22 protein-coding genes are annotated in these 23744 nt (G+C 64.8%); 11 read left to right on the top strand and 11 right to left on the bottom strand.

Going from position 1 to position 23744, the window contains the following annotated elements; translation table 11 throughout:
• Positions 1 to 3: 3 nt before the first annotated feature.
• Both G8O24_RS20815 and G8O24_RS20810 read right to left on the bottom strand, forming a co-directional pair.
• On the bottom strand, positions 4 to 774 hold the full coding sequence (locus tag G8O24_RS20815; protein WP_188102542.1) for a transaldolase: 771 nt from the start codon (positions 772 to 774) through the stop codon (positions 4 to 6).
• Positions 775 to 940: 166 nt separating this feature from the next.
• Entirely contained in the window at positions 941 to 1525 is a 585-nt protein-coding gene (locus tag G8O24_RS20810) for an SIS domain-containing protein (protein ID WP_311972249.1), read from the bottom strand.
• Positions 1526 to 1893: 368 nt separating this feature from the next.
• On the opposite strand from G8O24_RS20810, the gene G8O24_RS20805 reads away from it, so the two are divergent.
• Positions 1894 to 2670: a TylF/MycF/NovP-related O-methyltransferase gene (locus G8O24_RS20805; RefSeq protein ID WP_188102538.1), complete on the top strand. Its 777-nt coding sequence runs from the start codon at positions 1894 to 1896 to the stop codon at positions 2668 to 2670.
• A 16-nt stretch (positions 2671 to 2686) separates the two neighbouring features.
• Here G8O24_RS20805 and G8O24_RS20800 read toward each other — a convergent pair whose 3' ends face one another.
• From G8O24_RS20800 to G8O24_RS20790, 3 genes are all read right to left on the bottom strand, one after another.
• On the bottom strand, positions 2687 to 3913 hold the full coding sequence (locus G8O24_RS20800; protein ID WP_188102536.1) for a class I SAM-dependent methyltransferase: 1227 nt from the start codon (positions 3911 to 3913) through the stop codon (positions 2687 to 2689).
• Positions 3914 to 5065, bottom strand: coding sequence for a UDP-galactopyranose mutase (locus tag G8O24_RS20795; protein WP_188102534.1), 1152 nt, complete (start codon positions 5063 to 5065; stop codon positions 3914 to 3916).
• A gap of 63 nt (positions 5066 to 5128) precedes the next feature.
• Complete coding sequence (locus G8O24_RS20790; protein ID WP_188102532.1) at positions 5129 to 5743, bottom strand: D-glycero-alpha-D-manno-heptose-1,7-bisphosphate 7-phosphatase; 615 nt, start codon at positions 5741 to 5743, stop codon at positions 5129 to 5131.
• A 143-nt stretch (positions 5744 to 5886) separates the two neighbouring features.
• On the opposite strand from G8O24_RS20790, the gene serA reads away from it, so the two are divergent.
• Entirely contained in the window at positions 5887 to 7131 is a 1245-nt protein-coding gene (gene serA / locus G8O24_RS20785) for a phosphoglycerate dehydrogenase (protein ID WP_188102530.1), read from the top strand.
• A 49-nt stretch (positions 7132 to 7180) separates the two neighbouring features.
• Here the strand turns inward: serA and G8O24_RS20780 are convergent, their stop codons facing one another.
• From G8O24_RS20780 to G8O24_RS20770, 3 genes are all read right to left on the bottom strand, one after another.
• Positions 7181 to 8902, bottom strand: coding sequence for an ATP-dependent Clp protease adaptor ClpS (locus G8O24_RS20780; protein ID WP_188102528.1), 1722 nt, complete (start codon positions 8900 to 8902; stop codon positions 7181 to 7183).
• Positions 8903 to 9012: 110 nt separating this feature from the next.
• Positions 9013 to 10635 (bottom strand): MDR family MFS transporter, encoded by a 1623-nt coding sequence (locus G8O24_RS20775; protein WP_202988765.1) that lies wholly within the window; start codon positions 10633 to 10635, stop codon positions 9013 to 9015.
• Complete coding sequence (locus G8O24_RS20770) at positions 10577 to 11827, bottom strand: HlyD family secretion protein (protein WP_188102527.1); 1251 nt, start codon at positions 11825 to 11827, stop codon at positions 10577 to 10579. The genes G8O24_RS20775 and G8O24_RS20770 overlap by 59 nt, the downstream gene beginning before the upstream one ends.
• A 108-nt stretch (positions 11828 to 11935) precedes the next feature.
• On the opposite strand from G8O24_RS20770, the gene G8O24_RS20765 reads away from it, so the two are divergent.
• The 5 genes from G8O24_RS20765 (at position 11936) to G8O24_RS20745 (ending at position 17162) form a co-directional block, all read left to right on the top strand.
• Positions 11936 to 12595 carry a TetR/AcrR family transcriptional regulator gene (locus G8O24_RS20765; RefSeq protein ID WP_188102525.1) on the top strand — a complete coding sequence of 220 codons (660 nt, stop codon included), beginning with the start codon at positions 11936 to 11938 and terminating at the stop codon, positions 12593 to 12595.
• A gap of 128 nt (positions 12596 to 12723) precedes the next feature.
• Positions 12724 to 13131, top strand: a complete 408-nt coding sequence (locus tag G8O24_RS20760; RefSeq protein WP_376708080.1) for a MarR family winged helix-turn-helix transcriptional regulator — start codon at positions 12724 to 12726, stop codon at positions 13129 to 13131.
• Positions 13128 to 13898 carry an enoyl-CoA hydratase gene (locus G8O24_RS20755; protein ID WP_188102521.1) on the top strand — a complete coding sequence of 257 codons (771 nt, stop codon included), beginning with the start codon at positions 13128 to 13130 and terminating at the stop codon, positions 13896 to 13898. The genes G8O24_RS20760 and G8O24_RS20755 overlap by 4 nt, the downstream gene beginning before the upstream one ends.
• Before the next feature lie 124 nt (positions 13899 to 14022).
• Complete coding sequence (locus G8O24_RS20750; RefSeq protein ID WP_188102520.1) at positions 14023 to 16104, top strand: methyl-accepting chemotaxis protein; 2082 nt, start codon at positions 14023 to 14025, stop codon at positions 16102 to 16104.
• Between the two features lie 119 nt (positions 16105 to 16223).
• Positions 16224 to 17162, top strand: coding sequence for a dihydrodipicolinate synthase family protein (locus G8O24_RS20745; RefSeq protein ID WP_188102518.1), 939 nt, complete (start codon positions 16224 to 16226; stop codon positions 17160 to 17162).
• Between the two features lie 193 nt (positions 17163 to 17355).
• On the opposite strand, the gene G8O24_RS20740 is transcribed toward G8O24_RS20745, so the two are convergent.
• From G8O24_RS20740 to G8O24_RS20730, 3 genes are read right to left on the bottom strand one after another with little or no spacing between them, the layout of a single operon-like run.
• The gene (locus tag G8O24_RS20740; RefSeq protein ID WP_188102516.1) at positions 17356 to 18054 is read right to left on the bottom strand and encodes a DUF1045 domain-containing protein; all 699 of its coding nucleotides are present in this window, start codon (positions 18052 to 18054) and stop codon (positions 17356 to 17358) included.
• A gap of 18 nt (positions 18055 to 18072) precedes the next feature.
• The gene (locus tag G8O24_RS20735) at positions 18073 to 19266 is read right to left on the bottom strand and encodes an alpha-D-ribose 1-methylphosphonate 5-triphosphate diphosphatase (protein ID WP_188102514.1); all 1194 of its coding nucleotides are present in this window, start codon (positions 19264 to 19266) and stop codon (positions 18073 to 18075) included.
• The gene (locus tag G8O24_RS20730; protein ID WP_188102512.1) at positions 19263 to 19919 is read right to left on the bottom strand and encodes an LbetaH domain-containing protein; all 657 of its coding nucleotides are present in this window, start codon (positions 19917 to 19919) and stop codon (positions 19263 to 19265) included. The genes G8O24_RS20735 and G8O24_RS20730 overlap by 4 nt, the downstream gene beginning before the upstream one ends.
• 174 nt (positions 19920 to 20093) lie before the next feature.
• Between G8O24_RS20730 and phnC the strand changes: the two genes are divergently transcribed.
• The 4 genes from phnC to phnE (G8O24_RS20710) all read left to right on the top strand — a co-directional run bounded on the left by phnC (position 20094) and on the right by phnE (G8O24_RS20710) (position 23696).
• On the top strand, positions 20094 to 20903 hold the full coding sequence (gene phnC / locus G8O24_RS20725; RefSeq protein ID WP_188102510.1) for a phosphonate ABC transporter ATP-binding protein: 810 nt from the start codon (positions 20094 to 20096) through the stop codon (positions 20901 to 20903).
• A gap of 64 nt (positions 20904 to 20967) precedes the next feature.
• Positions 20968 to 21897 (top strand): phosphonate ABC transporter substrate-binding protein, encoded by a 930-nt coding sequence (phnD, locus tag G8O24_RS20720; RefSeq protein ID WP_188102508.1) that lies wholly within the window; start codon positions 20968 to 20970, stop codon positions 21895 to 21897.
• 72 nt (positions 21898 to 21969) lie between these two features.
• A complete protein-coding gene (gene phnE / locus G8O24_RS20715; RefSeq protein ID WP_188102506.1) occupies positions 21970 to 22854 on the top strand; it encodes a phosphonate ABC transporter, permease protein PhnE in 885 nt (294 codons plus the stop codon).
• Positions 22851 to 23696 carry a phosphonate ABC transporter, permease protein PhnE gene (phnE, locus tag G8O24_RS20710; RefSeq protein ID WP_188102505.1) on the top strand — a complete coding sequence of 282 codons (846 nt, stop codon included), beginning with the start codon at positions 22851 to 22853 and terminating at the stop codon, positions 23694 to 23696. Before phnE (G8O24_RS20715) ends, phnE (G8O24_RS20710) begins: the two co-directional genes overlap by 4 nt.
• Positions 23697 to 23744: the final 48 nt, after the last annotated feature.

Below are 23744 nucleotides of genomic sequence, written 5' to 3'. Positions count from 1 at the left end.
TCGTTAACGATCGTTACGGCCGACCACGCGTTTGCGGGCCGGCTTGCGCGGTGACAGCTCGTAGCCGGCTGCCAGCGCGTCATTGCGGAACATCGCGACGGTCTCGCGCGAGTAGACATCGAGGTCCTTGCCGACCAGGTCGAATTTCTTCAGGAGGTCGGCGGAGAGCGTGATGATGTGACAGCCGATGGCATCGGCCTGGAACAGATTGAGCAGCTCGCGCGGGCTGGCCCAGAGCAGTTGCGCGGCCGGACGATCGGCCAGAATGTCCAGCGCCTCCGACATCATCGCCACGGGATCGCGTCCGGTGTCGGCGATGCGCCCGGCGAACACCGAGACGATGGCCGGCGTCGTGGCGTCGAGCACGTCGCGGACGAGCTCCACCTGACTCAGTGTGAGAATGGCAGTAACATTGACCTTTACGCCTTCGCGCGCCAGCTCGGCGATGGCCGGGCCGCAGAACTCGCCGCGGGTGGTCGTCACCGGCAGCTTCACATAGACGTTCGGTCCCCAGGAAGCGATCTCGCGGGCTTCATGGGTGATGGTGGCGAGGTCGTCGCCGAGCACCTCGAAGCAGATCGGCCGATCACGCACCATCTGCAGCGCCGCGCAACCGAAGGTGCGATAGTCGCCGACGCCCGCCGCGCGCATCAGGGACGGGTTGGTGGTGAAGCCCTTGATCCGAGGATCGAGCGACGTGCGCTGGATCGTTGCGAGATCCGCGCCGTCGCCGAAGATCTTGATATTGAGCGCGTCGATGCTCGGTGCGTTCATGTTGCGTAAGCCCCTTCAGCCCGTTGCCCGCTGGATCCACCTCACGCGGGCCAGCGCAGCCAGATCAAACCCATCTACCCCATCGCACCGAGCGCATTCCGCCCGGCACAAACGCGACTCACGCACGACCTAAAATTACTCCTCCCGGAGTCGCCAAGCCAGCGCCTCACCATTTGGTGGCGTTGCGTTGCAACTTCGGATGCGACACCAGGCAATGCCAGACCACCGCCTGGAACGCTTCGGCATGCGGCGTGACACGCTGCTCTGCTGCGGTGGGAATGACGATGACGACGTCGCCGGCCTGTTTGGCATAGCCGCCGTCGCGGCCGACGATGCCGAGCACGCGTGCGTCCCTGGCCTTCGCCTCCTGTACCGCCGAGACGATGTTGGGGCTGACATTGCGCTCGAGATTGCCGCCGCCGACCGAGAGAACCAGGATGGCATCGCGCGATCCGACGCGGCTGACCCTCAGCCATTCCACGAAGACGCTTGGCCAGCCCTCGTCATTGGTGCGGGCGGAGAGCTCCGAGACATTATCGGTCGGTGCGTAGGCCTCGATGCCGCACAGCTTGCGGAAGTCGTTGACGGCGTGGCTTGCATTCGCCGCACTGCCGCCGACGCCGAGGATGAACAGCCGGCCGCCGCGCTCGCGCAAGGCCACGAGCTCGTCGCAGAGCGCCTCGATCTCGCCTGCCGGCAGGGCCAGGGCGATGTCGCAGACCTCCCGCAAATATTGGGCGACGTGTTCCACCTTCGCAACCGGCCTCGTCTGTGTATCGCCGAGCCCGGTGTGGGGGGCAGCCGGCGAATCACTGCTGACCTGATTATCCCGCCGCGAATCCCGACGCACGGCCACAACCTGCGTCACCGTAGTCTTACGTGTGTCCGCGTATTGCTGTTCCATGTCTTGTTCTGAGTCGATTCGAGGCCGCCGACGATAGGCCGGGGGCAGTTATCAACAGGTCGTGCGGGGAAAGGCTCGTGCTGGCGCCAATCGAGGGTGCCAAGCGGCCGCTGGCATTGATCGGCGGCTCGCTTAAGCTAACACGCGCTGATTCTATCCCGCGCCGGGTTCGAGGCAGGGGCGGACCACGAAATACCTCCAGCCGGTGAAGCGCCATGAGCAGCAATCGTGCCGACGACGTCTCAGCAGGTGCCGGAATCAGGCCGCTCGCGCGCGAGCCCTGGGTCGAGATCGCCGATGGGGCCGCGCTTGCGAACTGGTCGGGGGAGGACGAGATCCGCTACAACCAGCAGGTCAGGCAGGGCGAGAAGCTGAAATTCTTCCGCCAGGTCTTCGATTTCCTGAAGGAGAACGAGATCGCCGGCGACTATCATGAATTTGGCTGCCATCGCGCGCGAACCTTCCGCATGGCGCTGACGGAGGCGCGTCGCAAGAATCTCGACGAGATGGCGTTCTGGGCGTTCGACAGTTTTGCGGGCCTGCCTGCGCCGGAAACCGAGACCAGCGTCGGCAAATGGACCCAGGGCGCGCTCGCGACCTCGGAGCAGGAGTTTCTGCGCCTGATCGGCGAGCACGGCATCTACACCGACAAGGTGCGCACGGTGAAGGGCCTCTACGGCGATTCTCTCACGCCGGCGCTGAAGCAGCAATTCGCAAGCCAAGGGCGCAAGATCGCGCTCGCAAACATCGATTGCGATCTCTATGAGTCCGCCGTGCCCGTGTTCGATTTCATCGAGCCGCTGCTTCAGGCCGGATCGGTGCTCTATATCGACGATCTCTTTGTCGGCAACCGCGGCAATCCCGGCCGCGGCTTGGCGAAGGCCTTCGTTGAATACCGCCAGCGCTCGCGCTGGCGCTTCGTGCGTCATCTCGACATTGGCTGGTGGGGGCGGTCCTACATTGCCTCCGAGACCGAGTCGGATCTGATCTGATCTGATCTGATCGATTCTAGGGATCGAACAGGCTTGCGATGGGGCTTGCTGCATCCGGGCCCAGTCCTTTCACATCATGCGCCCGCAGCGTATAGACGGGCCCGCGGAATCCCATCGCCGCGATTTTCCGCGCGATCTCGACATCGTGCAGATAGGCTGCGATGACGATGGCCGCCATGCCGGCGAGGCGTTCGCCGCGCGGCGGTTCGATCGCGATCTCGCCGGCAGGGCCATAGACGCAGCGTCCTGCATAGGAGGCGGTGTCGTCGAAAACAGCCGCGAACGGCGTGCTGTCCTGATAAAGTCCGAGCAGCGCCTGGGCATAGGCATTGGCACCGTAGAGCGCGATCAGACCGTCGATCGCGGCGAGGCGCCGCGCGCCTCGCGCGCGTCGCTCGGCCAGCGCCGCGGCAAATTCCGAGGCGGAAATATCGGACGGCGTGCGGATTTGGCGCGACTGCGGCTCGGCCGCACGCAGCAGGAAGCCCATGTCGTGTCCCTGCTTGATGTCGAAGACCTCCGCAACCCCAAAGCCGGCGCGGGTGAGCAGCAGTTCCATCTCGGCGCGCCGGTAGTAGTGCACGTGCGGGTAATGGAAATCGACGATCGAATGACGGCGCAGGATGTCGTCGGCGCTTGGGAGCTCGATGTAGGCGACGCCGTCATCGGCAAGGCTGGCGCGCAGCGCCGCGAGGAATGGCGCCGGGTCCGGCACGTGCTCGATGACCTGGCGGCAAACCACCGCATCGAAGCGGCGCCCGGCGAGCGCCGGGACCGGGAACATCGCGCGATGCAACGTCACGCCCGTGCCGGCGAAGCGCTCGGGCTGAAGCGCGCGACTGGGTTCGACCAGATCGACGCGTGCCGATCGGCGCGCCATTGCCAGCGACAATGCGCCGCCACCACCGCCGACCTCGAGCACGGTGGGATCGGGCTTCAGATATCGCATGATCAGCGCGGCGGTCTCGTCCACCGCGGCGATCATGCCCGGGCTCACCGGCTCGTTCGTCAGTACCAGCGCGCCATAAAGCTCATCGGCTGCGTCAATGTCGAAGGCCCTGTTGGAGAGATGTCCGCAACTGCGGCAGGCGGCGATGTCCAGACGGCCGAAGCCGCCTGCCGCATCCGTCATCCCGGCCGGACGCACCGCATGCATCGGCGCGTGCGCCACCGACCAAATCGTCATCGCATCGCCCGATCCGCAGACGACGCAGCGATGCGGCGTGGCGGCGGGCCTGTTCATCTAGCGCCACGCCTCGATCGGCACCGGATGATCTCGGCCGCCTTCGGCGATCTGGCGCGCCATCACCATCGCCTGCTCGAGGCAGTCGTCGATGTCGAGGCCGTAGCGATAGCTGCCGGCGCGGCCGATCGAGTACACGTGGTCGGGCATCAGCGCGTAATATTTGCGTGCGAGTTCCTGCTCGGACTTGAACGGCAGCGGATAATGCTTGCCGTTGTGCGAGGGGATTTCCATGCCGACGAGGCTCGTCGGCGATTTGTGGTGGGTGAATTTCTTGTATTCGACGAGGCGCGTGAACGCCTCGTCATTGGCGTAATAGAGGAAGTAGACGTGCTCGGGGAAGACGTGCTCGGTCGGCAGCACGATCTTGTGGAAGTCGCGGCCGATGAAGGCGAGCTCGCCATGGCAGCGGCCGAACGGTTCGTCCGGCGAGATGGTGGAAATGATGACGTCGTAGCTGTGCTTCTCGCCGCCGAACCAGACCGCGCGCGCCGGCAGATCGTAGCGCTCGATGCGGGTCGACAGCAGCACGCGCGCGCCCTCGGTCGCGACGTCGAAATAGCGGTTGTAGCCGTCCTCCGCGTGCGGATAGGCCGACCATGCCGTGTCCCACGCCGCGCGGGAGCCGCTCTTGATGGTGACGCCCTTCGGCGACCAGTTGAACGTGTCGATGCGCTTGTTGTCGTCGACCAGCCACATCTTCTTGTTGTACTTGTCGATCAGCTTGTCATACAGCGTCTGGCCTACCGAGCCGACCCAGTATTCCTCGAGGTTCTTGGCCTCCGCCACGCCGCGCGCCGACTCCCGCTCCGCGGCGATCTTGGCGCTGTCAGGCATCCGCGCGATGTCGTCCTCGTGGATCGGATAATTGTAGAAGGCGTTGTCGCGCTCGACATAGGTGATGAATTGGTGGTCGGCGCAGGAGCGCAAGGGCACGATCGCGTCCATATAGTCGTACACGGCGCGGTTCTGGGTCAGGAAGTGGCGCGGGCCGAACGTGTAGGGATGGCCGCCATACCAGAAGGTGCGCACGCCGGCGCCGAGGAACGGCGCGGCTTCGACGATCGTGACGTCCCAGCCGCCCAGCTTCATGAGCTGATGCGTGGCCGCGCAGCCGGCGATGCCGCCGCCGATCACCAGAGCTGTCTTCATCGGTCCGGTCCAGTCCCCGCTCGAATCGCGATCATGCCGGTATCGGCGAACGGCCGGACCGCGTCAATCGGGCTGGCCGGCTTGCCCGTGTTTCGCCGGATGGGACACACAGAATGCGACGGCCTCGCCGACGTCGGCAAACATCTGGTCTGCCTGGGGCGGCGTGCGGTCCGGATAGCGCTCGACATCGCGGCAGGCGAAGCCGGTGCGCACGCCGTAGCACTTCAGCCCCATTGCGCGGCCTGCGCCGATGTCGCGCAGACTGTCGCCGATCAGCACGGAACGGCCGACATCGATGTCGAAATCGGCAACCGCCCGGCGGAACAGCAGCGTTCCCGGCTTGCGGCATTCGCAGGCGATCTGGAAATCGGGCGCCCCGCCCGGCGTCCGCTCGGGATGATGCGGGCAAAAATAGATGGCATCGACGATACCCCCGTCCCGGGACAGCAGGTCACGGAGCCTTGCGAAAATCCCCTCCAGGCCGGCGAGCGTGACAAAACCCTTTGCCACCTGGGCGCGGTTGGTGACGATGATCGCGAGGTAGCCGGCGTCCCGCGCCGTCCGCACGGCCTGGCCCGCGCCCGGGATCAGGTGGACGTCGTCCGGCCCCAGCACGCCGTGGCCGCCGGGCTCCTCGTTCAGTACGCCGTCGCAGTCGAAAAAGATGGCAGGGCGCATCAGGCGGGTTTTCCAGCCGGTTTTGTATGCTTGTAGGCCGTCGCGTGCACGGAGCGAAGCGAAAACCCATATCCAAACCCTATTGTGCTGTGCGTCGTCCGCGGTTTAAGAGCTGCGGCAAAGCCGTCATTCATGGAGATCACATGCCAGCCCCAGGCCAAAGCCCTGAGCGGAGCGCGAAGGCGCTGCTGCTTGAAGGTGTCAACGACAGCGCCGTGGATCTGTTTCGCGGCGCGGGCTTCACCAATGTCGAGCGCCTGACCAAGGCCCTGGACGGCGAGACGCTGCGCCAGGCGCTCAAGGGGGTGTCGCTGCTCGGCATCCGCTCCCGTACCCAGATCACCGACGACGTGCTGCAGGCCGCCGACGGCCTGCTCGCGGTTGGTTGCTTCAGCGTCGGGACCAACCAGGTCGACCTGCTGGCGGCGCGCAAGCGCGGTATTCCCGTGTTCAACGCGCCGTTTTCCAACACGCGCAGCGTTGCCGAGCTCGTGATCGGCGAGATCGTGATGCTGCTGCGGCAGATCTTTCCGCGCTCGGTCTCGGCGCATGACGGCGGCTGGGACAAGTCCGCGACCGGCAGCCGCGAGGTGCGCGGCCGCACGCTCGGCATCATCGGTTACGGCAATATCGGATCGCAGCTCTCGACGCTGGCCGAGGCGATGGGCATGCGTGTGATCTACTACGATCGCACTGACAAGCTCCGCCACGGCAACACCGAGCCGGTCGAGAAGCTGGAAGAACTGCTGGCGCAGAGCGACGTCGTCAGCCTGCACGTGCCGGAGACGCCGGAGACCGCAGGCATGATCGGCGAGAAGGAGCTGCGCAGGATGAAGCCGGGCTCGTTCCTGATCAACAACAGCCGCGGTACGGTGGTCGATCTCGATGCGCTCGCGGGCGCGCTGCGTGACGGCCATATCGCCGGTGCCGCGATCGACGTGTTCCCCGTCGAGCCGTCGTCGAATTCGGAGCGCTTCAAGAGCCCGGTGCAGGGCCTCCGCAACGTCATTCTCACACCGCATATCGGCGGCTCGACCGAGGAGGCGCAGGAGCGGATCGGCGGCGAGGTCGCGCGCAAGCTGGTCGACTATTTCATCACGGGATCGACCATGGGTGCGGTGAATTTCCCGGAGGTGCAGCTGCATTTGCGCCCCTCCGGCGCGCGCTTCAGTCACGTCCATCGCAACGTGCCGGGGATGCTGCGCCGGCTCAACGAGGTCTTCCTGCAGCGCGACATCAACATCGCCGCACAATATCTGGAGACAGCAGGCGACCTCGGCTATGTCGTGCTCGATGCCGATCTCGGCGGCCAGGATTCAGCCGCGCTGCTGGCGCAGATCCGTAGCCTCGAAGGCACCGTCGGCGCCCGGCTGGTGTTCGAGCACTAGCGCTTCGTCGACGGCCGGCAGCGGTCGCAAAACGCCACGGCGGTGCGTGTCACCCCGCCGCCATGGCCTGTGCGCCTCCCAGCAGTCGGGCATTGAGCCGCCCGCCGGAGAACAACATGTCGTCGAGGGCTTCGTCGATGTCGGCGGAGATAACGGACCTGCCGCCATCCCGCGCGAGGCTCGCCTGCGCCAGCCGCCGCATCAATTCCTTGATGAACGCGCAGCTCGTTCCTTCGCTGCGGCGTGCCGCCTCCGCGATTATCGGTTCGTCGAGCGGCAGTCCCTTGCCGTAGAGCCGGACCAGCTTGTCGCGGCCGGTCTCGTCGGGCAGCGGCACTTCGATCGCCTGATCGATGCGGCCCGGGCGACCGGCGAGGGCTCCTTCGAGTTGCTGAGGACGATTGGTTGTCAGCACGAACAGGATGTCGGCGTCCTGCTTCAAGCCGTCCATCTCGTTGAGGAGACGGTTGAGCAACGGTTCCTCACAGCCGTTCATGTTCTCGCGCTGCCGAGCGATGAGATCGACGTCTTCGATCACAACCATGGCCGGTTGCAGCAGGCGAGCGAGATTCATATAGGCGCCGAGCAGGCCGATCTGCTCCGCCGTGATGATCAGCGTCGTGTGCCCAGGCAGATGGCTCGCGAGATAGCGGATCGTATGGGTCTTTCCCGTGCCCGGCGGTCCGTAGAGCAAGATACCCTTCCGGGTCGACTGGCCGAGGCGGCGCAGAACATCCCGCGTGCCCACGAAGTTGAGGACGTTGCGGTCAAGTAGTCGTAACGTTTGTTCGGGCAGTATCACTTCATCACGACCGATAGAAGGAAGCCGGTGCACCGTGATCCCGCGCGAGCGTCCGCGATAGTCGGGATCGGCATCGAGCGAGAGGATTTTGCCGCGATAAGTGCGTGCGGCCTGCACTGCATCTTCCAGTGCGGTAAAGCACTGTTGGACAAGTTCCGCTCCTGCGGCCCCGGCCGGCACCATGATCTCGATTCGCACCCCGGCCTCACGGCTGTATTCCCGATGAATAGCCAAAAGTATCGCGTAGCGAAGGCCAGACACAGCGCAAAGCCAGAGACCATTGTCGAGGCATTTGGCCGGTATCGGTTCGCCGATATCGACGTCATTGTACTGAAGTGGTGCGATTGTCACCGCGAAATTATCGTCCTGCATCAGTCGCGACATCGATAGCGTTTCGTAGCGACGATCCTCAGCAAGGCCGAATAACCGAACCGGTGCGGCGAATAGTCGATCGACGGCAGCTTGGACATCTGCGCGCATGTGGCCGGGAAACTGGCGGACCGTGGTTACGAGCTGGCTGCGCGGGACGTCGGCGAAATACGCATTCAGGACGCTGAACGCGTAGTTGAACTCCTCCTCGGGGAGTTGCTGGGATGCCGTTGCCGCCGCGCGCACGCAATCGGCGCAGAGCCAGATTGTACGGTCCGTTAACTGCACTTCCGATTGCGCTGCAGGTTGACCGCAAAGCCCGCAGCGAGGTTTCGCCGTTTCCCGCACGATCAGGAGAGAATGGCCGGCGATGGTGATGCGCCGTCGGGCGGATTCCAGCAGAGCATCCGCGACAGATGGTGGGTAAGGGCCACAGACAGCGGTCGCGTTCTTCTTGATGTTGGCCATGACGGAAGCTGCCTCGCTATCCGACTTGCCGAAGACACGGCTCAACAGGTCGACAATGAACTCACGCGGAACGTCTTCGTCGTCGTGCAACACGAGTTGAACTGGCACGATCTCGACCTCGGTCTCGCTCACGAAACGCTCCCTTTGGACAATCTAAAATTGATTAGAACAAATAGGGAACACAAAAAGAAGCGGCCGTCAAGTGTAACTGCCGCGATCAATTGCAGTCGATGGGCGAGCTGTCAGTGCGCACCTCCACCGCCCGCCGCCTTCACGCGCCGCGTCAGCAGCACCGCGATCGCGGCCAGCACCAGCACGACGCCGATGACCGCAAACGTGTCGGAAAAACCCATCACCAAGGCTTGGCGCTTCACGGTCTTGCCGAGCGCGATGATGGCCTGCTCGCGCGCGGCGTTGGGGTCGGGCACGCCGTGGGCGATGAAATAGTTGGTCATCTGCGCGATGCGGGCGCGGACCTCCTCGCGGCCGAGAGTGACGGAATGGCCGATGATGTTGGAGTGAAACTGCTCGCGCTTGGTGACGATGGTCGCGAGCACCGCGGTGCCGATGGCGCCGCCGAGGTTGCGCATCATGTTGGAGATGCCGGACGCCGCGGGCGCGTCCTGCGGCGCGACGCTGCCGAGGCTGAGCGCTGACAGCGGTGCCAGCGTCAGGGCCTGACCCACGGCGCGCACGACATTCGGAATGAAGAACTGATCGCCGGAATAATCGAGCGACATTTCGACGTTCAGAAAAGAGCTCACGGCAAACAGCAGCAGGCCGACCGTCGCGATATAGCGGGTGTCGAAACGCTGCATCAATTTCGGCACCAGCGGAATCAGCAGCAGTTGCGGCAGGCCGGTCCAGGCCAGCACGTTGCCGATCTGCTCGGCATTGTAGCCCTGCACCTGGCCGAGATAGGCCGGCAAGAGATACACCGAGCCGAATAGCGCGAAGCCGAGGAACACCGCGGCAATGGTGCCGACGCCGAAATTCCATTGTGTCAGCAGGCGCAGGCGAAGCAGCGGCTTCTCGACCACGAGCTCGATAAAGATGAACAGCGAGAGGCTGATTGCTGCGATGATGGCGAGCTGCACGATGAAGGGCGAGCCGAACCAGTCGTCCTTGTTGCCCTCCTCGAGCACGGCCTGAAGCGAGGCGAGGCCGATCGCCATGGTCGCGATGCCGAGCCAGTCGCCTTCGCGCAGCAAAGCGAGGTTCGTCGACTGCCGCTCGAGCGTCAGGAACAGAATGCTCACCATGACGGCGGTCGGCAGCACGTTGACATAGAAGATGGTCTGCCAGCCGTAATTCTCGGTGAGATAGCCGCCGATGGTCGGGCCGATCGCGGGCGCAAAGGTCACCGCAAGCGAGAACATGGCAAGGCCGATCGGCTGCTGGCCCCTCGGCAGCTTGGTGAAGACCAGCGTGAAGGCCATCGGGATCAGCACGCCGCCGAAGAAGCCCTGGAAGCCTCGCATCGCGATCATCGAGGGCAGGTCGTGGGTGAAGGCACAGGCGACCGAGAATGCCGCAAACAGCGAGGCAAAGCTCAGCATGACGTTGCGAAACGAGAACACCCGCGACAGATAGTCGGTCAGCGGAATCACGATGATCTCGCCGATCAGATATGACGTCGAGATCCAGGATCCGTTGTCGACCCCGGTGCCGATGCCGCCCTCGATGTTGAGCAGCGAGGCGTTGGTGATCTGGATGTTCAGGATCGCCATGAAGGCGCCGATCATTGCGGCGAAAACGGCGATCCAGACCGTGGCGCTGGCGCGGTTCGGATCGGCGGCGACGCGATCAGGCGTCGCGGCCGCTGTTGCTTGTGCTGGCGTCGCGATCGAGAGGCTGTTTGACATGGCACGACCCTCCGGAAACAAGTTTCGCTTTGGGCGTCGTTGCCGCTTGCGCGGCCGGCGCTGAACGGGTTGCGATCGTCGGGATCACGGACATGCCGGGCCGCAGCGCGATCGCAGGCTGCTTTTCGGCATCCAGCGCGATCTTCACGGGGATGCGCTGCACGATCTTGGTGAAATTGCCGGTGGCGTTGTCGGGCGGCAGCAGGGCGAACTCCTGCCCGCTGGCCGGCGCGATGGAATCGACGTGGCCGTGCACCACCTGGCCCGGGAACGTATCGACCTCGATCTCGACTTGTTGTCCCGCGCGGACATGGGTGAGCTGGGTCTCCTTGAAATTGGCGACCACATAGGCGCCTTCGGTAGGCACGATCGACATCAGCTGCGTTCCGGCCTGCACGAACTGGCCGACGCGAAGCGTACGGTTGCCGATGACGCCGTCGATCGGGGACACGATCGTGGTATAGCCGAGATTGAGCTCGGCCTGATGCTGAAGCGCGGCGGCGCGAGCGGCTGCGGCGTTTGCCTGCGCAATTTCGGCCTTCAGCAATTCGACCTGTTTGAGGGCCGAGGCAAGATTGGCGGTGTCGCGCTGGATCGCGGCATCGGCGCCGGCATTGCGCGACTGCGCCTGCTGCGCGTTCTGCACGCTGCCATAACCGGTCGCGGCGAGATCGGTGTAGCGCTTGTTCTCCTGCTGCGCGAAGGTCCTCGCGGCCGTGTCGAGGTCGATGGTCGCCTTGGCTGCGGCGATCACTGCGTCCTGAACGTCCAGTTGCGCCTGCTTGCTCCTCACGGTCGCGTTCGCGGCGGCGACATCGGCTTTGGCCTGATCGAGCGCGACACGGAAGTCGCGGTCGTCGATGCGGGCCAGCACCTGGCCCGCCTTCACATGCTCGTTATCGCCGACCAGGACCCGGTCGAGATAGCCGCTGACCTTCGGCGCGATCGTGGTGTTGTCGGCCTTCACATAGGCGTCATCGGTGGAGACGAGGAAGCGCCCGACGGTCCAGTAATCGTAGCCATACCAGCCGGCGCCGGCGAGGCCGACGACCGCCACTCCGGCCAGCAACAGCTTGCGGAAGTTCGGCTTTTGTCGCAAGGCGGACGTGCGCGCGGTGGGCAGAACGCCCTCCGGCGCCTTGGCTGGAACCGCATTGGGCTCGGTCTTGGACGGATTGGTGTGCACGGTCATCGCCGGCTCCCTGAATTAGGAAACTTGACGATTTCCAAAATAGGACTAGCTTTGGGACTGTCAATGGAATGACAGACATCATTTAAAGGCATGGCTCGATTTAAAGGCATGGCTCGGACAAGATCGGAAGGCGAGAACCGCCCGCGCGGCCGGCCGCCGGTGCGCAGCGAAGAGGAGACGAAGCGGATCGTCCTCGAGGCCGCGCGGCACGCCTTTGCCGTCGACGGCTATGCGGCCACCAGCACCGAGGAGCTGGCGCGGGGCGCCGGTATCTCCACCAAGACGCTCTATCGGCTGTTCCCGGGCAAGGCGGCGCTGTTCGAGGCGATGTGCGCTGATAGGCTCGAGCGATTGCTCTCCGACTTCAATCTCCAGTCCAACAATCAGGCCGATATCGAAACGAGCCTGGCTGCCGTGCTGGTCGCCTGCGCCGATCTTGCGCTCGATCCCGAGGTGGTGGCGCTGCAACGTATGGTGCTGCAGCAGTCAGCGACGTTCCCGGATCTTGCCGCGAATTTCTACCGCGATGGCATTGCGCGCACCGCGGCGGCGCTCGCGGGTTGGCTGCGTGATCAAGTTGGAAAGAAGCGGATCGCGCTCGATAACGTCGACGAAGCCGCTGGAATGATGATTGGCATGATGGTGTCGGCGCCCCAGCGTGCGGCCATCTACGCAGGCCTGACGCTGCCGACACGCAGGGAGATCGAGCGGCGCGCGCGGGTCTGCGCCGCGATTCTGCTCGACGGCTGTCGCGGGCGCTCGAGCTAGCGGCCACGGGCTTTGACAACCCGCAGCCTTCGGGCTATCTATTTCGTATGCGAAATAAATCGCCAGAGGCGAGACATCACCGGCTGATCTACCTGCTGAACGTCGCGCAGCGCCGGCTGCAGCGCTGGATGGCGACGCAGCCCTCGAACGAAGTGACGCCGGCGCAGGCGGGACTGCTTTTCATTCTAGGCAAGCAGGACGGCGTGCTGATGGGCGAGGCGGGCGCGGCGCTGGATCTGGGGCCTGCCGGCATCTCCGGGCTGGTCGATCGCAGCGCCGCGGCCAAGCTCGTCGAGCGGCGTACCGATCGCGACGACGGCCGCGCCTGGCGGGTATGGCTGACGCCGAAGGGCCGCACCGTGCTGGCGCAGGCGAAGACCGACGCGGCCGCGGTCAATGCTGCGCTGACGGAAGGCTTTAGCGCTGCTGAGATCGACGTCGTCGCACGCTGGCTGACGAGCATTCAGGACAAGTTTCCAAGAGACCAAACAGAGACACCACGAGAGATCCCGAGGAATAAGAGGAGACACTCATGACCGAACATGTGCGAGTCGAGAACAGCGGCGGAATTCTCACGATCACCCTGGCGCGCCCCGACAAGAAGAACGCGCTGACGGACGCGATGTACGGCAAGCTCGCCGACACCATCGAATCCGCCGAGCTCGATCCCTCCGCGCGCGTGCTGCTGATTCGTGGCGAAGGCGACATGTTCACGGCCGGCAATGACGTCGGCGAGTTCGCGGCCGTCGCCAGCGGAAAGTCGGAAGGCAGTCGCAATGTCGGCCGCTTCATCCAGTCGCTGGCGCGCTGCACTCGTCCGCTGGTGGCGGCGGTGCAAGGGCGCGCCGTCGGTGTCGGCACCACGATGCTCTTGCACTGCGATCTCGTCGTGCTCGCCGACAACACCCAGTTGTCGACGCCCTTCGTCAGTCTCGCACTGGTGCCGGAGGCGGCCTCGAGCTTGCTGATGCCGGCGCGCATCGGTTATGCCCGCGCTTACGAAATGTTCGCGCTTGGTGAGACTGTCCCCGCCAAGGCCGCGCTCGAATGGGGCCTTGCCAACCGCGTGGTGCCGCTCGACAAGCTCGATGCCGAGGCCCTCGCGCTCGCCCAGCGGCTGGCCCACCAGCCGGCCGGCGCGCTCACTGCCACCAAGAAGCTGATGCGCAACGGCGAAGCGCTGGTCGCCCAGATGTCGGCCGAGGGCAAGCAGTTCGCGCAGCGCCTACGCACCGCTGAGGCGCGCGAGGCGTTCACCGCGTTCGCCGAGCGGCGTCCGCCCGATTTTACGAAGGTTTCATGACGGCCGCGAGGGCCTGCTTGAGGTTTCGTGGAAGGGGGATCACCCGCATTTGATTGAAACCTTAACGGAACGTTGGCGGGTCGCGGTGCAGGGTTGCTTCCTTCGAAGAGTAGGCCCCTGTCCCATGGCGATGTTTAAGAAATCAGTAAGCTCGCTTCTGCTGCTGTTGATGGCCCTATTGGCGGCCGGCGCGCTCACCAGCACGGCCATCCAGATGGTCGGCGCCTTTGGCCGCTACAGCGACAGTCTCGAGACGGCGCGACTTGCCGCCGCCGACAAGGCGATCTTCCATGGCGTGGTAGCCCTGCGCAGCAATCGCGGCGATGCCCAGAGTGCGTTGCTGGGCGAAGACGATCCGCGCGCCAAGCTCGGAGCCGCCGAGAAGGCCGAGCAGGCCGGTTTCGACGCCATCAGCGCCGCACTCGCCACCATCGAATTCGCAGCGCGCGGCGAGCTCGCAGGCACGCTGAAGCAGCGCTGGACTGAGGCCGCTCCAAAGTTCCAGTTGTTCCACGACGAGGCCAAGCTGCCGCGCGCCGAGCGCAAGCTGGAGCGCACCGCACCTTGGTACGATGCGGTCACGAAGGTGATCGAGACTGCCAACCTCGCGTCCACCGCGGTGTCGAATCGCGCCTGGATGAACGATCCCTACATCGCACGCATGATCCAGGCCCGCCGCCTCGCCTGGCAGGTGCGCGACCGCTACGGCATCCAGTGCTCGACCCTGCGGCCGAACGTCAACGCCAGCAAGCCGCTCGACGAGACCCAGAAGCAGACTGTCGCGGGATGGAACGGCGTCGTCACCGCCGCCTGGGCAGGCATGGAGGAACTTCTGGCGGCGCCTGACGTGGCGGCGGATCTCGTCAACGCGGCCAAGGAGGCGAGGGCCAAGACCGATGGCGTTCTCAAGCAGATCGGGGATATCACCAAGAATTTTGACGGCAGCGGCAAGCCGGCGATGATGGCTTCGGAATGGAACGCGCTGTGCCAGTCGCCGTTCGCGCCGATCGTCGCAGTCGCAACCAAGGCGCTGGATCAATCGATCGCGCGGGCGGAAGCGGTGCAGGCGAAGGCGCTGAGCAATCTCGTGGTCCAGTCGCTCGCCTTCCTGCTGGCGCTCGCCGTGACGCTCACCGGCGTCTATGTCGTGCGCAATCGCCTCATGCGTCCGGTACGCGCCATCCTCGATGCCATCGCCCGTATCGGCGCCCGCGACTATGCGACGCCGGTTCCGCAATCCAGATATCCCGACGAGTTCGGCACCATGGCGGCGGCGCTCGAAAGCCTGCGCGAGAGCGCGGCCACCGCAGAACGCCTCGGCCAGGAGCGCGAATCGCAGCAGGCGCTGCAGCTGGCCCGTTCCGGAACAGTGGATGCCGCCTGCCGCAGCTTTGACGACACCGTGCAGGCCGTGATCCAGAGCGTCGCCGCATCGGCGAAGGAACTCGACGCCACCGCAACCGACGTGCGCTCGCTTGTGTCGGAATCGAGCAGCCAGACCGCTGCGGTCTCTTCTGCTGCCGAGCAGGCCACCAACAACCTTGAGACCATCGCTGCCGCGACCGAGGAACTCTCGGCCTCCGTCGGCGAGATTTCCGCGCAGGTGCAGGCGAGCGCGCGCGAGGCGCGCGAAGCGGTGTCGCAGGCGGAGCGGACCAATGCCACCGTCGAGATCCTCGATCAGACTGCAAGCCGCATCAGCGAAGTCGTGAAGATGATCCACGCCATCGCCGGCCAGACCAATCTGCTCGCACTGAACGCCACCATCGAGGCGGCGCGCGCCGGCGAGGCGGGCCGTGGCTTTGCCGTGGTCGCGGGCGAGGTGAAGAGCCTTGCCTCGCAGACCGCAACGGCGACCGAAGAAATCTCGCGCCAGGTCGAGGAGATCCAGGGCGCGACCAGCCAGGCGGTCGCCGCCATCCGTTCGATCGGCGGTGCCATCGGCGGCATCGACGAGAAGATGACCGCGATCGCGGCCGCCGTCGAACAGCAGCGTGCGGCCACCACCGAGATCTCCCGCAATTTCCAGCAGGCCGCCCAAGGCACCCGCGAGGTCACCGACACGATCGGCAGCGTCGCCAAGCTCAATCAGGAGACCGGCAATGCCGGCACCACGCTGTCTCAGTCCGTGACCAAGATGTCGGCCGATGCCGATCGCCTCCGCGTCGCGGTCGAGGGCTTCCTCGGTGCGGTGAAGTCCGCTTAGGCCTCTGTTCCCTGTTTGGCGGATCGGCATTGCAGCGCGTGCGCGCGCCCTGTAAATGGTAGCGGTACCATACTCCGCAAGCGGCAAAAGCTGCGGCAGGACGACAGGGAGATCATTCGATGCCGGTTACCCCAAACAAGGCCCAGCGCCCCTATCGCGGCGTGTTCCCGGTCGCGCCCACCATCTTCGACGCGCGCGGTGAGCTCGATCTCGAGGGCCAGCGCCGCTGCATCGATTTCATGATCGATGCAGGGTCGAACGGCATCTGCATCCTCGCCAATTTTTCCGAGCAGTTCGTGCTGACCGATGCCGAGCGCGAAACCGTGATGCATGCGGTGCTGGAGCACGTCGCGGGCCGCGTGCCGGTCATCGTCACCACCACGCATTTCAGCTCGTCCGTCTGCGCCGCGCGCAGCCAGCAGGCCGAAGCCGCCGGTGCCGCCATGGTGATGGTGATGCCGCCCTATCACGGCGCGACCTTCCGCGTGCCCGAAAAAGGCATCGTCGAGTTCTTCAAAGTGCTCTCGGGCGCGATCAACATTCCGGTCATGATCCAGGACGCGCCTGTCGCGGGCACGCCGCTGTCGGTCGAGCTGCTGGCGCGGCTGGCGCGCGACTTCGCCAACATCCGCTATTTCAAGATCGAGGTCGCAGGCGCGGCGTCAAAACTCCGCAGCCTGATCGAGGCGGGCGGCAAGGATATCGAGGGCCCCTGGGACGGCGAGGAGGCGATCACGCTGCTTGCCGATTTCGATGCCGGTGCGACCGGCGCCATGACTGGCGGTGGCTATCCCGACGGTATTCGCCAGATCATCGATCCCTATTTCGCCGGCGATCGCGAGAAGGCGAAGGCTGCCTATGAACGCTGGCTGCCGCTGATCAACTACGAGAACCGCCAATGCGGCCTGATCGCCTGCAAGGCGATGATGCAGGCCGGGGGGATCATCAAGTCGGACACCGTGCGCCATCCGTTGCAGCCGCTGCATCCGGCGACGCGCGCGGGACTGCTGGAGCTCGCCAAGGAGCGCGACGCGCTGGCGCTGCGGTGGGGGAAGTAGAGCCGCACAGCCGACCAAAACCTCCGCTGTCATCCCGGACAAGCGCGCCCAAGCGCGCGCCGATCCGGGATCCATAACCACCGGCAGACATTCGACGAAGATTCGGAGTTGCGTTCTCGCTCCATAGCCACTCCCTATGGATATGGGTCGCAGCCTTCGCCGGGACGACACTGAGCGCGCCGCACGATCCCGGCTAACTAACGAGCTTCCACTCGTCAATGATGCGGAAACGCGCCTTCGCATCATCCTGTCTGAACAGCGTGATGCGATCGATCGCCAGGGTCTCGAGTTGCAGCGCCGCAAACCGCCCGCGCAGCATCTCCAGGATCGGCCCGCGCCGCTCCGCATCCAGCCGCCCCGTCAGCGTCATGTGGAAGCGGAATTCCTCCATCACGTAAGGATAGCCCCAGCGGTCGAGATAGTCGCGCTGCCGCTCGGTGAGTTTCCCGGGCTGGCGCCGCGCGCGATCTTCCGCCGTCAAGGGCGGACGGAAGCAGTCGAAATCGCGGACGCAATCGGCAGCCAGTTGCTGGAGCGCGGAGACGGGCTCAGCCGGAATAACGGCAATGAAGCCGCTGATGGCATCGACGACAGGCCGGATCACCGGCACCGGCCGCGCCTGCTCGGCGAAGGCCGCGCAGGCCGCCATGAGCCCAGCCTCGGACTTGCCTGATGCCAGCGCCATCGGCGCCTTCAGCGTGCCGTGAAAGCCATATTTGCGGGGATCGTTGGTGATGTCACGCCAGTCCGGCGCGACATGCAGCGCGTCCCGTGGAAATGAAACTTCGTCACCGGCATAGGCATCGTAGCCGAGCAACTCGGCGCCGAAGCGGGAAAGCGCGCTGTCGGCGTCGGCGGCGAAATAGATCGCGTAGCGGGGGACACCTGTCATGGCGTGAGCATAGCCAATTTACGCCGCAACGACAGTCTTGCGCGGCGTCGTTGCCGCGGCGAGCAGCCGTGTCGCATCGGTCAGATGCACGAGCTTGCCGGCCGCGATCACCGCGACCAGAAGCGGCCGCAGCGGGATGCTGTCGTCGACCAGCAGGATGTCGGCGCGATGGCCAGCGGCGAGGGTGCCGCGATCGGTGAGGCCGGTGGCCTGCGCCGGCGCCGACGAGATCAGCTTCCAGGCCTCGGTCAGCGGCAGCACGCCGTCGGCGGCAAGGCGGAACGCGGCAAGCAGCGGAGCCGGATAGTAATAGTCCGAGGCGAGCACCGAGCAGAGCCCCTTCGCGATCATGTCCGCCGCCTTGGTCCAGCCCGTATGGCTGCCGCCGCGCACGACGTTCGGCGCGCCATAGACGATGGCATCGCCGTGGCTTGCGGCTTCGCGCGCCGTTTCCTCGTTGATCGGAAACTCGGCGAGCGTCACGCCCATGGCGCGAAACTCCCGGCGCGTCGCCGGCGTCGCATCGTCATGCGAGAGCATCCGCACCCCGGCCGCGCGAGCCGCGGCGGCGAGCCGGGCGATCGATGCAGGAACATCGGCCGAACGCGACACGATATGTGCGACCAGTCTGTCGAACTCCTCGCTCGATAGGCCTGTGCGCTCCACCATGCGGTTGCGCTTGCGCGGCTTGGCCATGTCGCCGATCGTGCCGTCCATGTGGTCGTTGAAGGCGAACAGGTCGACGCGGCCATCAGCGAGCCATCGGCTGATTTCGGCCTCGGCATCGAGATTGTAGGTCTCGTGCCGCAGATGGAAGCGGGTATCGGCGGCGAACCGCGGACGCTGTCGCTCGATCGCCTCGAGCAGGCGCCTTGCATTGTCGCCGCTGCGCAGCCCCGGCTCCCACGACCAGGTGGTTGCGTGGAACACCGTGGTGATGCCATTGCTGACGACCTGGCGGTCGGTGTCGGCCAGCGCGACGTCGATGGGGAAATCGACGCCGGCGCGCGGCATCATTTGCCGTTCGAAGGCATCGCCATGCAGGTCGACGATGCCGGGCAGCACCAGAAGGTTGCGCGCATCGATCGCCAGCCGCGCGTGGCCGCGCGGCGCATCAATCTGCGCGATGTCGGTTCCGGATACGGAGAGCGAAGTTTCGACGAGCCCGAAGACGAGCAGGGTCCGGCCACCCTCGATGAAAATGTCTGTCACGCGACCGCGCTTCGTTTGCTGGCAGAGGAATGCGCCCCTGCTTCGTATGTCGTCAGGAAATCTTCAATCGCGAGCTGGCGGAAATCCGGCAATGCGGCGCGCAATTTGTCGTGATCCCAATCCCACCATGCCAGCCTGGCCAGCCGTCCGGCAACCTCTTCCGAGAAGCGCCGCCGCACGATGCGTGCGGGATTGCCGGCGACGATGGTGTAGGCCGGCACGTCCCTGGTGACGATGGCGCCGGCCGCGATCACAGCGCCGGTGCCGATGTTGCGGCCGGGCAGCACGATCGCGCCATGACCGATCCAGACGTCATGGCCGATATGGACGTGGTGCTGGCGCCGCCAGTCGAAGAAGTCAGTGTCGTCGCTCTCGCCCGGGAAGTAGGCGCTTGAACGGTAGGTGAAATGCGCCTGCGTCGCGCGGTGCATCGGGTGGTTGCCGGGATTGATCCGCGTCATCGCCGCGATCGAGCAGAATTTTCCGATCGTGGTGTAGGTGATCTGCGCGTCGTTGACGACGTAGGAGTAATCGCCCATCGCCACTTCGTGCAGGATGGTGCGTGCGCCGACCTCCGTGTAGGCGCCGAGCCTGACCTCGTGGAGCTTCGCCGAGGGATCGATGGTCGGTTCGATCGATAGCACCTTGGCCATGTTGCATCCGGCAGTTCGAGGGGCGGGCGCTCGTCTTCGGGGTGCTTGATGACATCTTCATGACGGCGTGATGACAGGGGACGAGGTGTGTAGCATCGCCGCACCGCAGCGCGCGTGTCACACAACTGTCAAGCGCCAGCGTTAGCGGTGGTCCCAGCTACTCTGGAGCCCTGCATGCTGGTGGTGGAAGGTCTGACGTGCCGCTTCGGCGCAAAAGCCGCGGTGGACGACGCTTCGTTTCAAATTGCCCCCGGCGGCTTCGTCGGCGTGATCGGGCGCTCCGGCGCCGGCAAGTCGACTTTGCTGCGCATGATCAATCGCCTCGCGACGCCGACGCAGGGCCGAATCCTGTTCGACGGCCTCGACGTCACCGCGCTGCGCGGCAAGGAGCTGCGGCAGTGGCGGGCGCGCTCCGCGATGATTTTCCAGCAGTTCAACCTGGTCGGCCGGCTCGACGTGCTGACCAACGTGCTTATGGGACGTCTCGCCACAATGCCGGCCTGGCGCTCGCTGTCGCAGATCTGGCCCGAGCAAGACAAGGCGCTGGCGATGTCGGCGCTCGAGCAATTCGATATAGCTTCGCTCGCCGCCCAGCGCGCCGACCAGCTCTCCGGCGGCCAGCAGCAGCGCGTCGCGATCGCGCGGGCGCTGGTGCAGCAGCCCGACATCATCCTCGCCGACGAGCCGATCGCCTCGCTCGATCCGCGTAACACCAAGATCGTGATGGATGCGCTTTTGCGCATCAACAAGCACTTCGGCATCACCGTGCTCTGCAACCTGCATTCGCTCGACCTGGCCCGCAGCTACTGCGACCGCCTGATCGGCATGGCGCAGGGCCGGGTGGTGTTCGACGGCGCGCCGTCAGCGCTGACCGACCTTGTCGCGCGTGAGCTCTACGATCTCGAAGCCGCCGACGTCATGGGCGGCACGCCTGCCCCGGCGCCAGAGGGCGTCCCGGCACTCGGAACGGCTGCCGCGGCTTGAGCCGCATCGCATCCGTTGTTGCCAGTTTTTGCGTCAACCGATCCCAACCTGTGAAGAGGGCATCATGATCACTCGCAGACTCATTCTCGCCGGCGTCGCCGCGCTGACCTTTGCCGGATCTGCTTCCGCCGAAGACTGGAAGGCCAAATATCCGGAGATCACCTTCGCCGTGATCCCGGCCGAGAACGGCTCGGGCGTCACCGAGCGATATGGCCCCTTCATCAACTATCTGTCGAAGGAGCTCGGCGTGAAGGTGACGCTGCGCGTCGCCAACGACTACGCTGCGGTGATCGAGGGCCAGCGCGCCGGCAACATCCACATCGGCTATTACGGCCCGGCCTCGTTCGCGCGCGCCCGTCTCACGGGCGTCAAGACCGATGCCTTCGTCATCGACGTCAATGCCGACGGCTCGAAGGGCTATTACTCAGTGTTCTACGTGCTGGCGAAGTCGCCCTACCAGAAGATCGAGGACCTCAAGGGCAAGAATCTCGGTCTGGTCGACCCGAACTCGACCTCGGGCAACAACATGCCCCGCTTCAAGCTGAACGCGATGGGCATCGATCCCGACGCCTATTTCTCCAAGGTGGTCTTCACCGGCAGCCACGAGAACGCGGTTCTCGCGCTGGCCCAGGGCACCGTCGACGTTGCCGCCAATTGGTGGAACGCGGATGACGATTCCAACCTGACCCGCATGCTCAACAAGGGCATGGTGAAGTCGACCGACGGCACCGTGATGAAAAAGGAAGACTTCCGCATCATCGTGAAGTCCGACCTCATCATCAACTCGCCCTATGCTTATCTCAGCGATCTGCCCGACGACATGAAGGCTGCGATCAAGAAGGCCTTCCTCGATGCGGCGCAAAAGGATCCCGAGGCGTTCAAGAAGCTGTCCGACGGCAAGAACAAGCCGTGGGAGCCGATCGCCAACGACGATTACAACAAGACCATCGAGCTGATTAAGTTCGTCGACGCTTTGCGCAAGAAGGCGTCCTGACCCCGTCGGGACGATGCCACTCGAGCCGGGTCGATGGACCCGGCTCTTTTTCTTGATGGACCAGTGTGATCGATGACGATTGCGGTTTCGATCCTTCCCGAGCATCAGCTCGCCGCGTTGAACGCCGTCTACCGCAAGGCGGTCGCGCGCAAGCGCCTGCGGCTCCTCGCTGGCCTTGCTCTGTTCGTGGTCGCACTGATCGTGGCCTCCATCGGCGCCGACGTGAGGCTGCGTACCTTCTTCAGCAGTTTCGGAAACTTCGTCAGCTATTTCGACCGCATCCTGACCCTCGAAAGCGGTCAGCGTGTCTGGACCAATGTCGGCGAGTGGTTCTGGGGCTGGCACAAATGGCTGAAGTTGCTCGGTGAGACGCTGCTCATCAGCTATGTTGGCACGCTGATCGGGGCCGTGTTCGCCTTCGTCCTCAACTTCTTCGCCGCGGAAAACACCTCGCCTGCGGCCTGGCTGCGTTTCACCGTGCGCCGGCTGCTCGAGTTTGCGCGCACCGTGCCGGGTATCGTGTTCGCGCTCATCTTCGTCATCGCCTTCGGCTTGGGTCCTATGGCCGGCGTGCTCGCGATCGCAATCCACTCCACCGGCGCGCTCGGAAAACAGTTTTCGGAAATCGTCGAGAACGTCGACATGAAGCCGGTCGAGGGCATCCGCTCGACCGGTGCGAGCTGGATGTCCTGCATGCGCTTTGCCATCGTGCCGCAGGTGTCTGCAAGCTACGTCAGCTACGCGCTGCTGCGCTTCGAGGTCAATGTGCGCGAAGCCTCGGTGATGGGTTTGGTCGGCGCCGGAGGCATCGGGCAGGAGTTCGTCGTCGCCATCCGCAACTTCTATTATTCGGACGTCAGCGCCATCCTGGTCACCATCATCGTTACGGTCTTCATCATCGACATCACGACCGGCTGGCTGCGCGCCCGCCTGTTCGGCGAGGAGGCGCGCACGTGAGCAAGGCGCCCGACATCAATACCGCCGAGATCCGCGCGCGCTATCCCGATGTCTTCGATCGCCCAGCCTCGGCGCGTCTGGCAACGCCCCTGATGCTCGTCGCCGCGCTCGCGATTTTCGTGTTCGGCCTCGTCGATCTCGATTTCTCGCCGGCGCGGCTGATCTCGGGGCTGGGCCAGCTCGGCTGGATCAGCATGATGATGATCCCGCCCGATCCCGGCTCGTCGCTGCCGCTCTATCTGAAGGCGCTGGGCGAGACGCTGTCGATCGCGCTGCTCGGCACCACGCTTGCTGCGCTGTTCGCGCTGCCGGTCAGCCTGCTGGCGGCACGCAACGTCGTGCCGAACATCGTCCGCTTTCCGATCCGGCGCTTCCTCGATTCGATCCGAGGTGTCGACACGCTGATCTGGGCGCTGGTGTGGATCAACGTCGTCGGCCTCGGCCCGTTCGCCGGCGTGCTCGCCATCATGGTGTCGGATTTCGGCGCCTTCGGAAAGCTGTTCTCGGAGGCGATCGAGGGGGCCGACCAGAAGCAGGTCGAGGGTATCCGCGCCTCCGGCGGCAGCGCGCTGCATGAGATTCGCTTCGGCCTGATGCCGCAGGTGTTGCCGGTGATCGCGGGCCAGGTGCTCTATTTCATCGAATCCAACACCCGCTCGGCCACCATCATCGGCATCGTCGGCGCCGGCGGCATCGGCCTCCAGCTCGCGGAGCAGATCCGCGTGCTGGAATGGCAGAAGGTGTCGTTCCTGGTCCTGATGATCCTGGTCGCAGTCGCCGCGATCGATTTCATCTCGGGCAAGCTGCGCTTTGCGATTATTGGAAGGCGCGCTGTCGCTTGAGCAAGGGCGCCGTAGGGTGGGCAAAGCGAAGCGTGCCCACCGCTTCTC

Source organism: Bradyrhizobium campsiandrae (assembly GCF_014529705.1).
Lineage (GTDB): Bacteria > Pseudomonadota > Alphaproteobacteria > Rhizobiales > Xanthobacteraceae > Bradyrhizobium > Bradyrhizobium campsiandrae.
Note: the sequence above shows the minus strand (reverse complement) of the source record. Positions and strands in the feature narration are given on the sequence as shown.

What these genes read in the sequence shown, in the direction of transcription:
- phnC (WP_188102510.1), top strand. Translation starts at nt 20,094, where the DNA reads ATGCTGGTGGTGGAAGGTCTGACGTGCCGCTTCGGCGCAAAAGCCGCG.
- G8O24_RS20805 (WP_188102538.1), top strand. Translation starts at nt 1,894, where the DNA reads ATGAGCAGCAATCGTGCCGACGACGTCTCAGCAGGTGCCGGAATCAGG.
- G8O24_RS20765 (WP_188102525.1), top strand. Translation starts at nt 11,936, where the DNA reads ATGGCTCGGACAAGATCGGAAGGCGAGAACCGCCCGCGCGGCCGGCCG.
- serA (WP_188102530.1), top strand. Translation starts at nt 5,887, where the DNA reads ATGCCAGCCCCAGGCCAAAGCCCTGAGCGGAGCGCGAAGGCGCTGCTG.
- G8O24_RS20790 (WP_188102532.1), bottom strand. Translation starts at nt 5,743, where the DNA reads ATGCGCCCTGCCATCTTTTTCGACTGCGACGGCGTACTGAACGAGGAG.
- G8O24_RS20755 (WP_188102521.1), top strand. Translation starts at nt 13,128, where the DNA reads ATGACCGAACATGTGCGAGTCGAGAACAGCGGCGGAATTCTCACGATC.
- G8O24_RS20760 (WP_376708080.1), top strand. Translation starts at nt 12,724, where the DNA reads ATGGCGACGCAGCCCTCGAACGAAGTGACGCCGGCGCAGGCGGGACTG.
- G8O24_RS20815 (WP_188102542.1), bottom strand. Translation starts at nt 774, where the DNA reads ATGAACGCACCGAGCATCGACGCGCTCAATATCAAGATCTTCGGCGAC.
- phnE (WP_188102506.1), top strand. Translation starts at nt 21,970, where the DNA reads ATGACGATTGCGGTTTCGATCCTTCCCGAGCATCAGCTCGCCGCGTTG.
- G8O24_RS20795 (WP_188102534.1), bottom strand. Translation starts at nt 5,065, where the DNA reads ATGAAGACAGCTCTGGTGATCGGCGGCGGCATCGCCGGCTGCGCGGCC.
- G8O24_RS20750 (WP_188102520.1), top strand. Translation starts at nt 14,023, where the DNA reads ATGGCGATGTTTAAGAAATCAGTAAGCTCGCTTCTGCTGCTGTTGATG.
- G8O24_RS20740 (WP_188102516.1), bottom strand. Translation starts at nt 18,054, where the DNA reads ATGACAGGTGTCCCCCGCTACGCGATCTATTTCGCCGCCGACGCCGAC.
- phnD (WP_188102508.1), top strand. Translation starts at nt 20,968, where the DNA reads ATGATCACTCGCAGACTCATTCTCGCCGGCGTCGCCGCGCTGACCTTT.
- G8O24_RS20770 (WP_188102527.1), bottom strand. Translation starts at nt 11,827, where the DNA reads ATGACCGTGCACACCAATCCGTCCAAGACCGAGCCCAATGCGGTTCCA.
- G8O24_RS20730 (WP_188102512.1), bottom strand. Translation starts at nt 19,919, where the DNA reads ATGGCCAAGGTGCTATCGATCGAACCGACCATCGATCCCTCGGCGAAG.
- G8O24_RS20745 (WP_188102518.1), top strand. Translation starts at nt 16,224, where the DNA reads ATGCCGGTTACCCCAAACAAGGCCCAGCGCCCCTATCGCGGCGTGTTC.
- G8O24_RS20775 (WP_202988765.1), bottom strand. Translation starts at nt 10,635, where the DNA reads ATGTCAAACAGCCTCTCGATCGCGACGCCAGCACAAGCAACAGCGGCC.
- G8O24_RS20800 (WP_188102536.1), bottom strand. Translation starts at nt 3,913, where the DNA reads ATGAACAGGCCCGCCGCCACGCCGCATCGCTGCGTCGTCTGCGGATCG.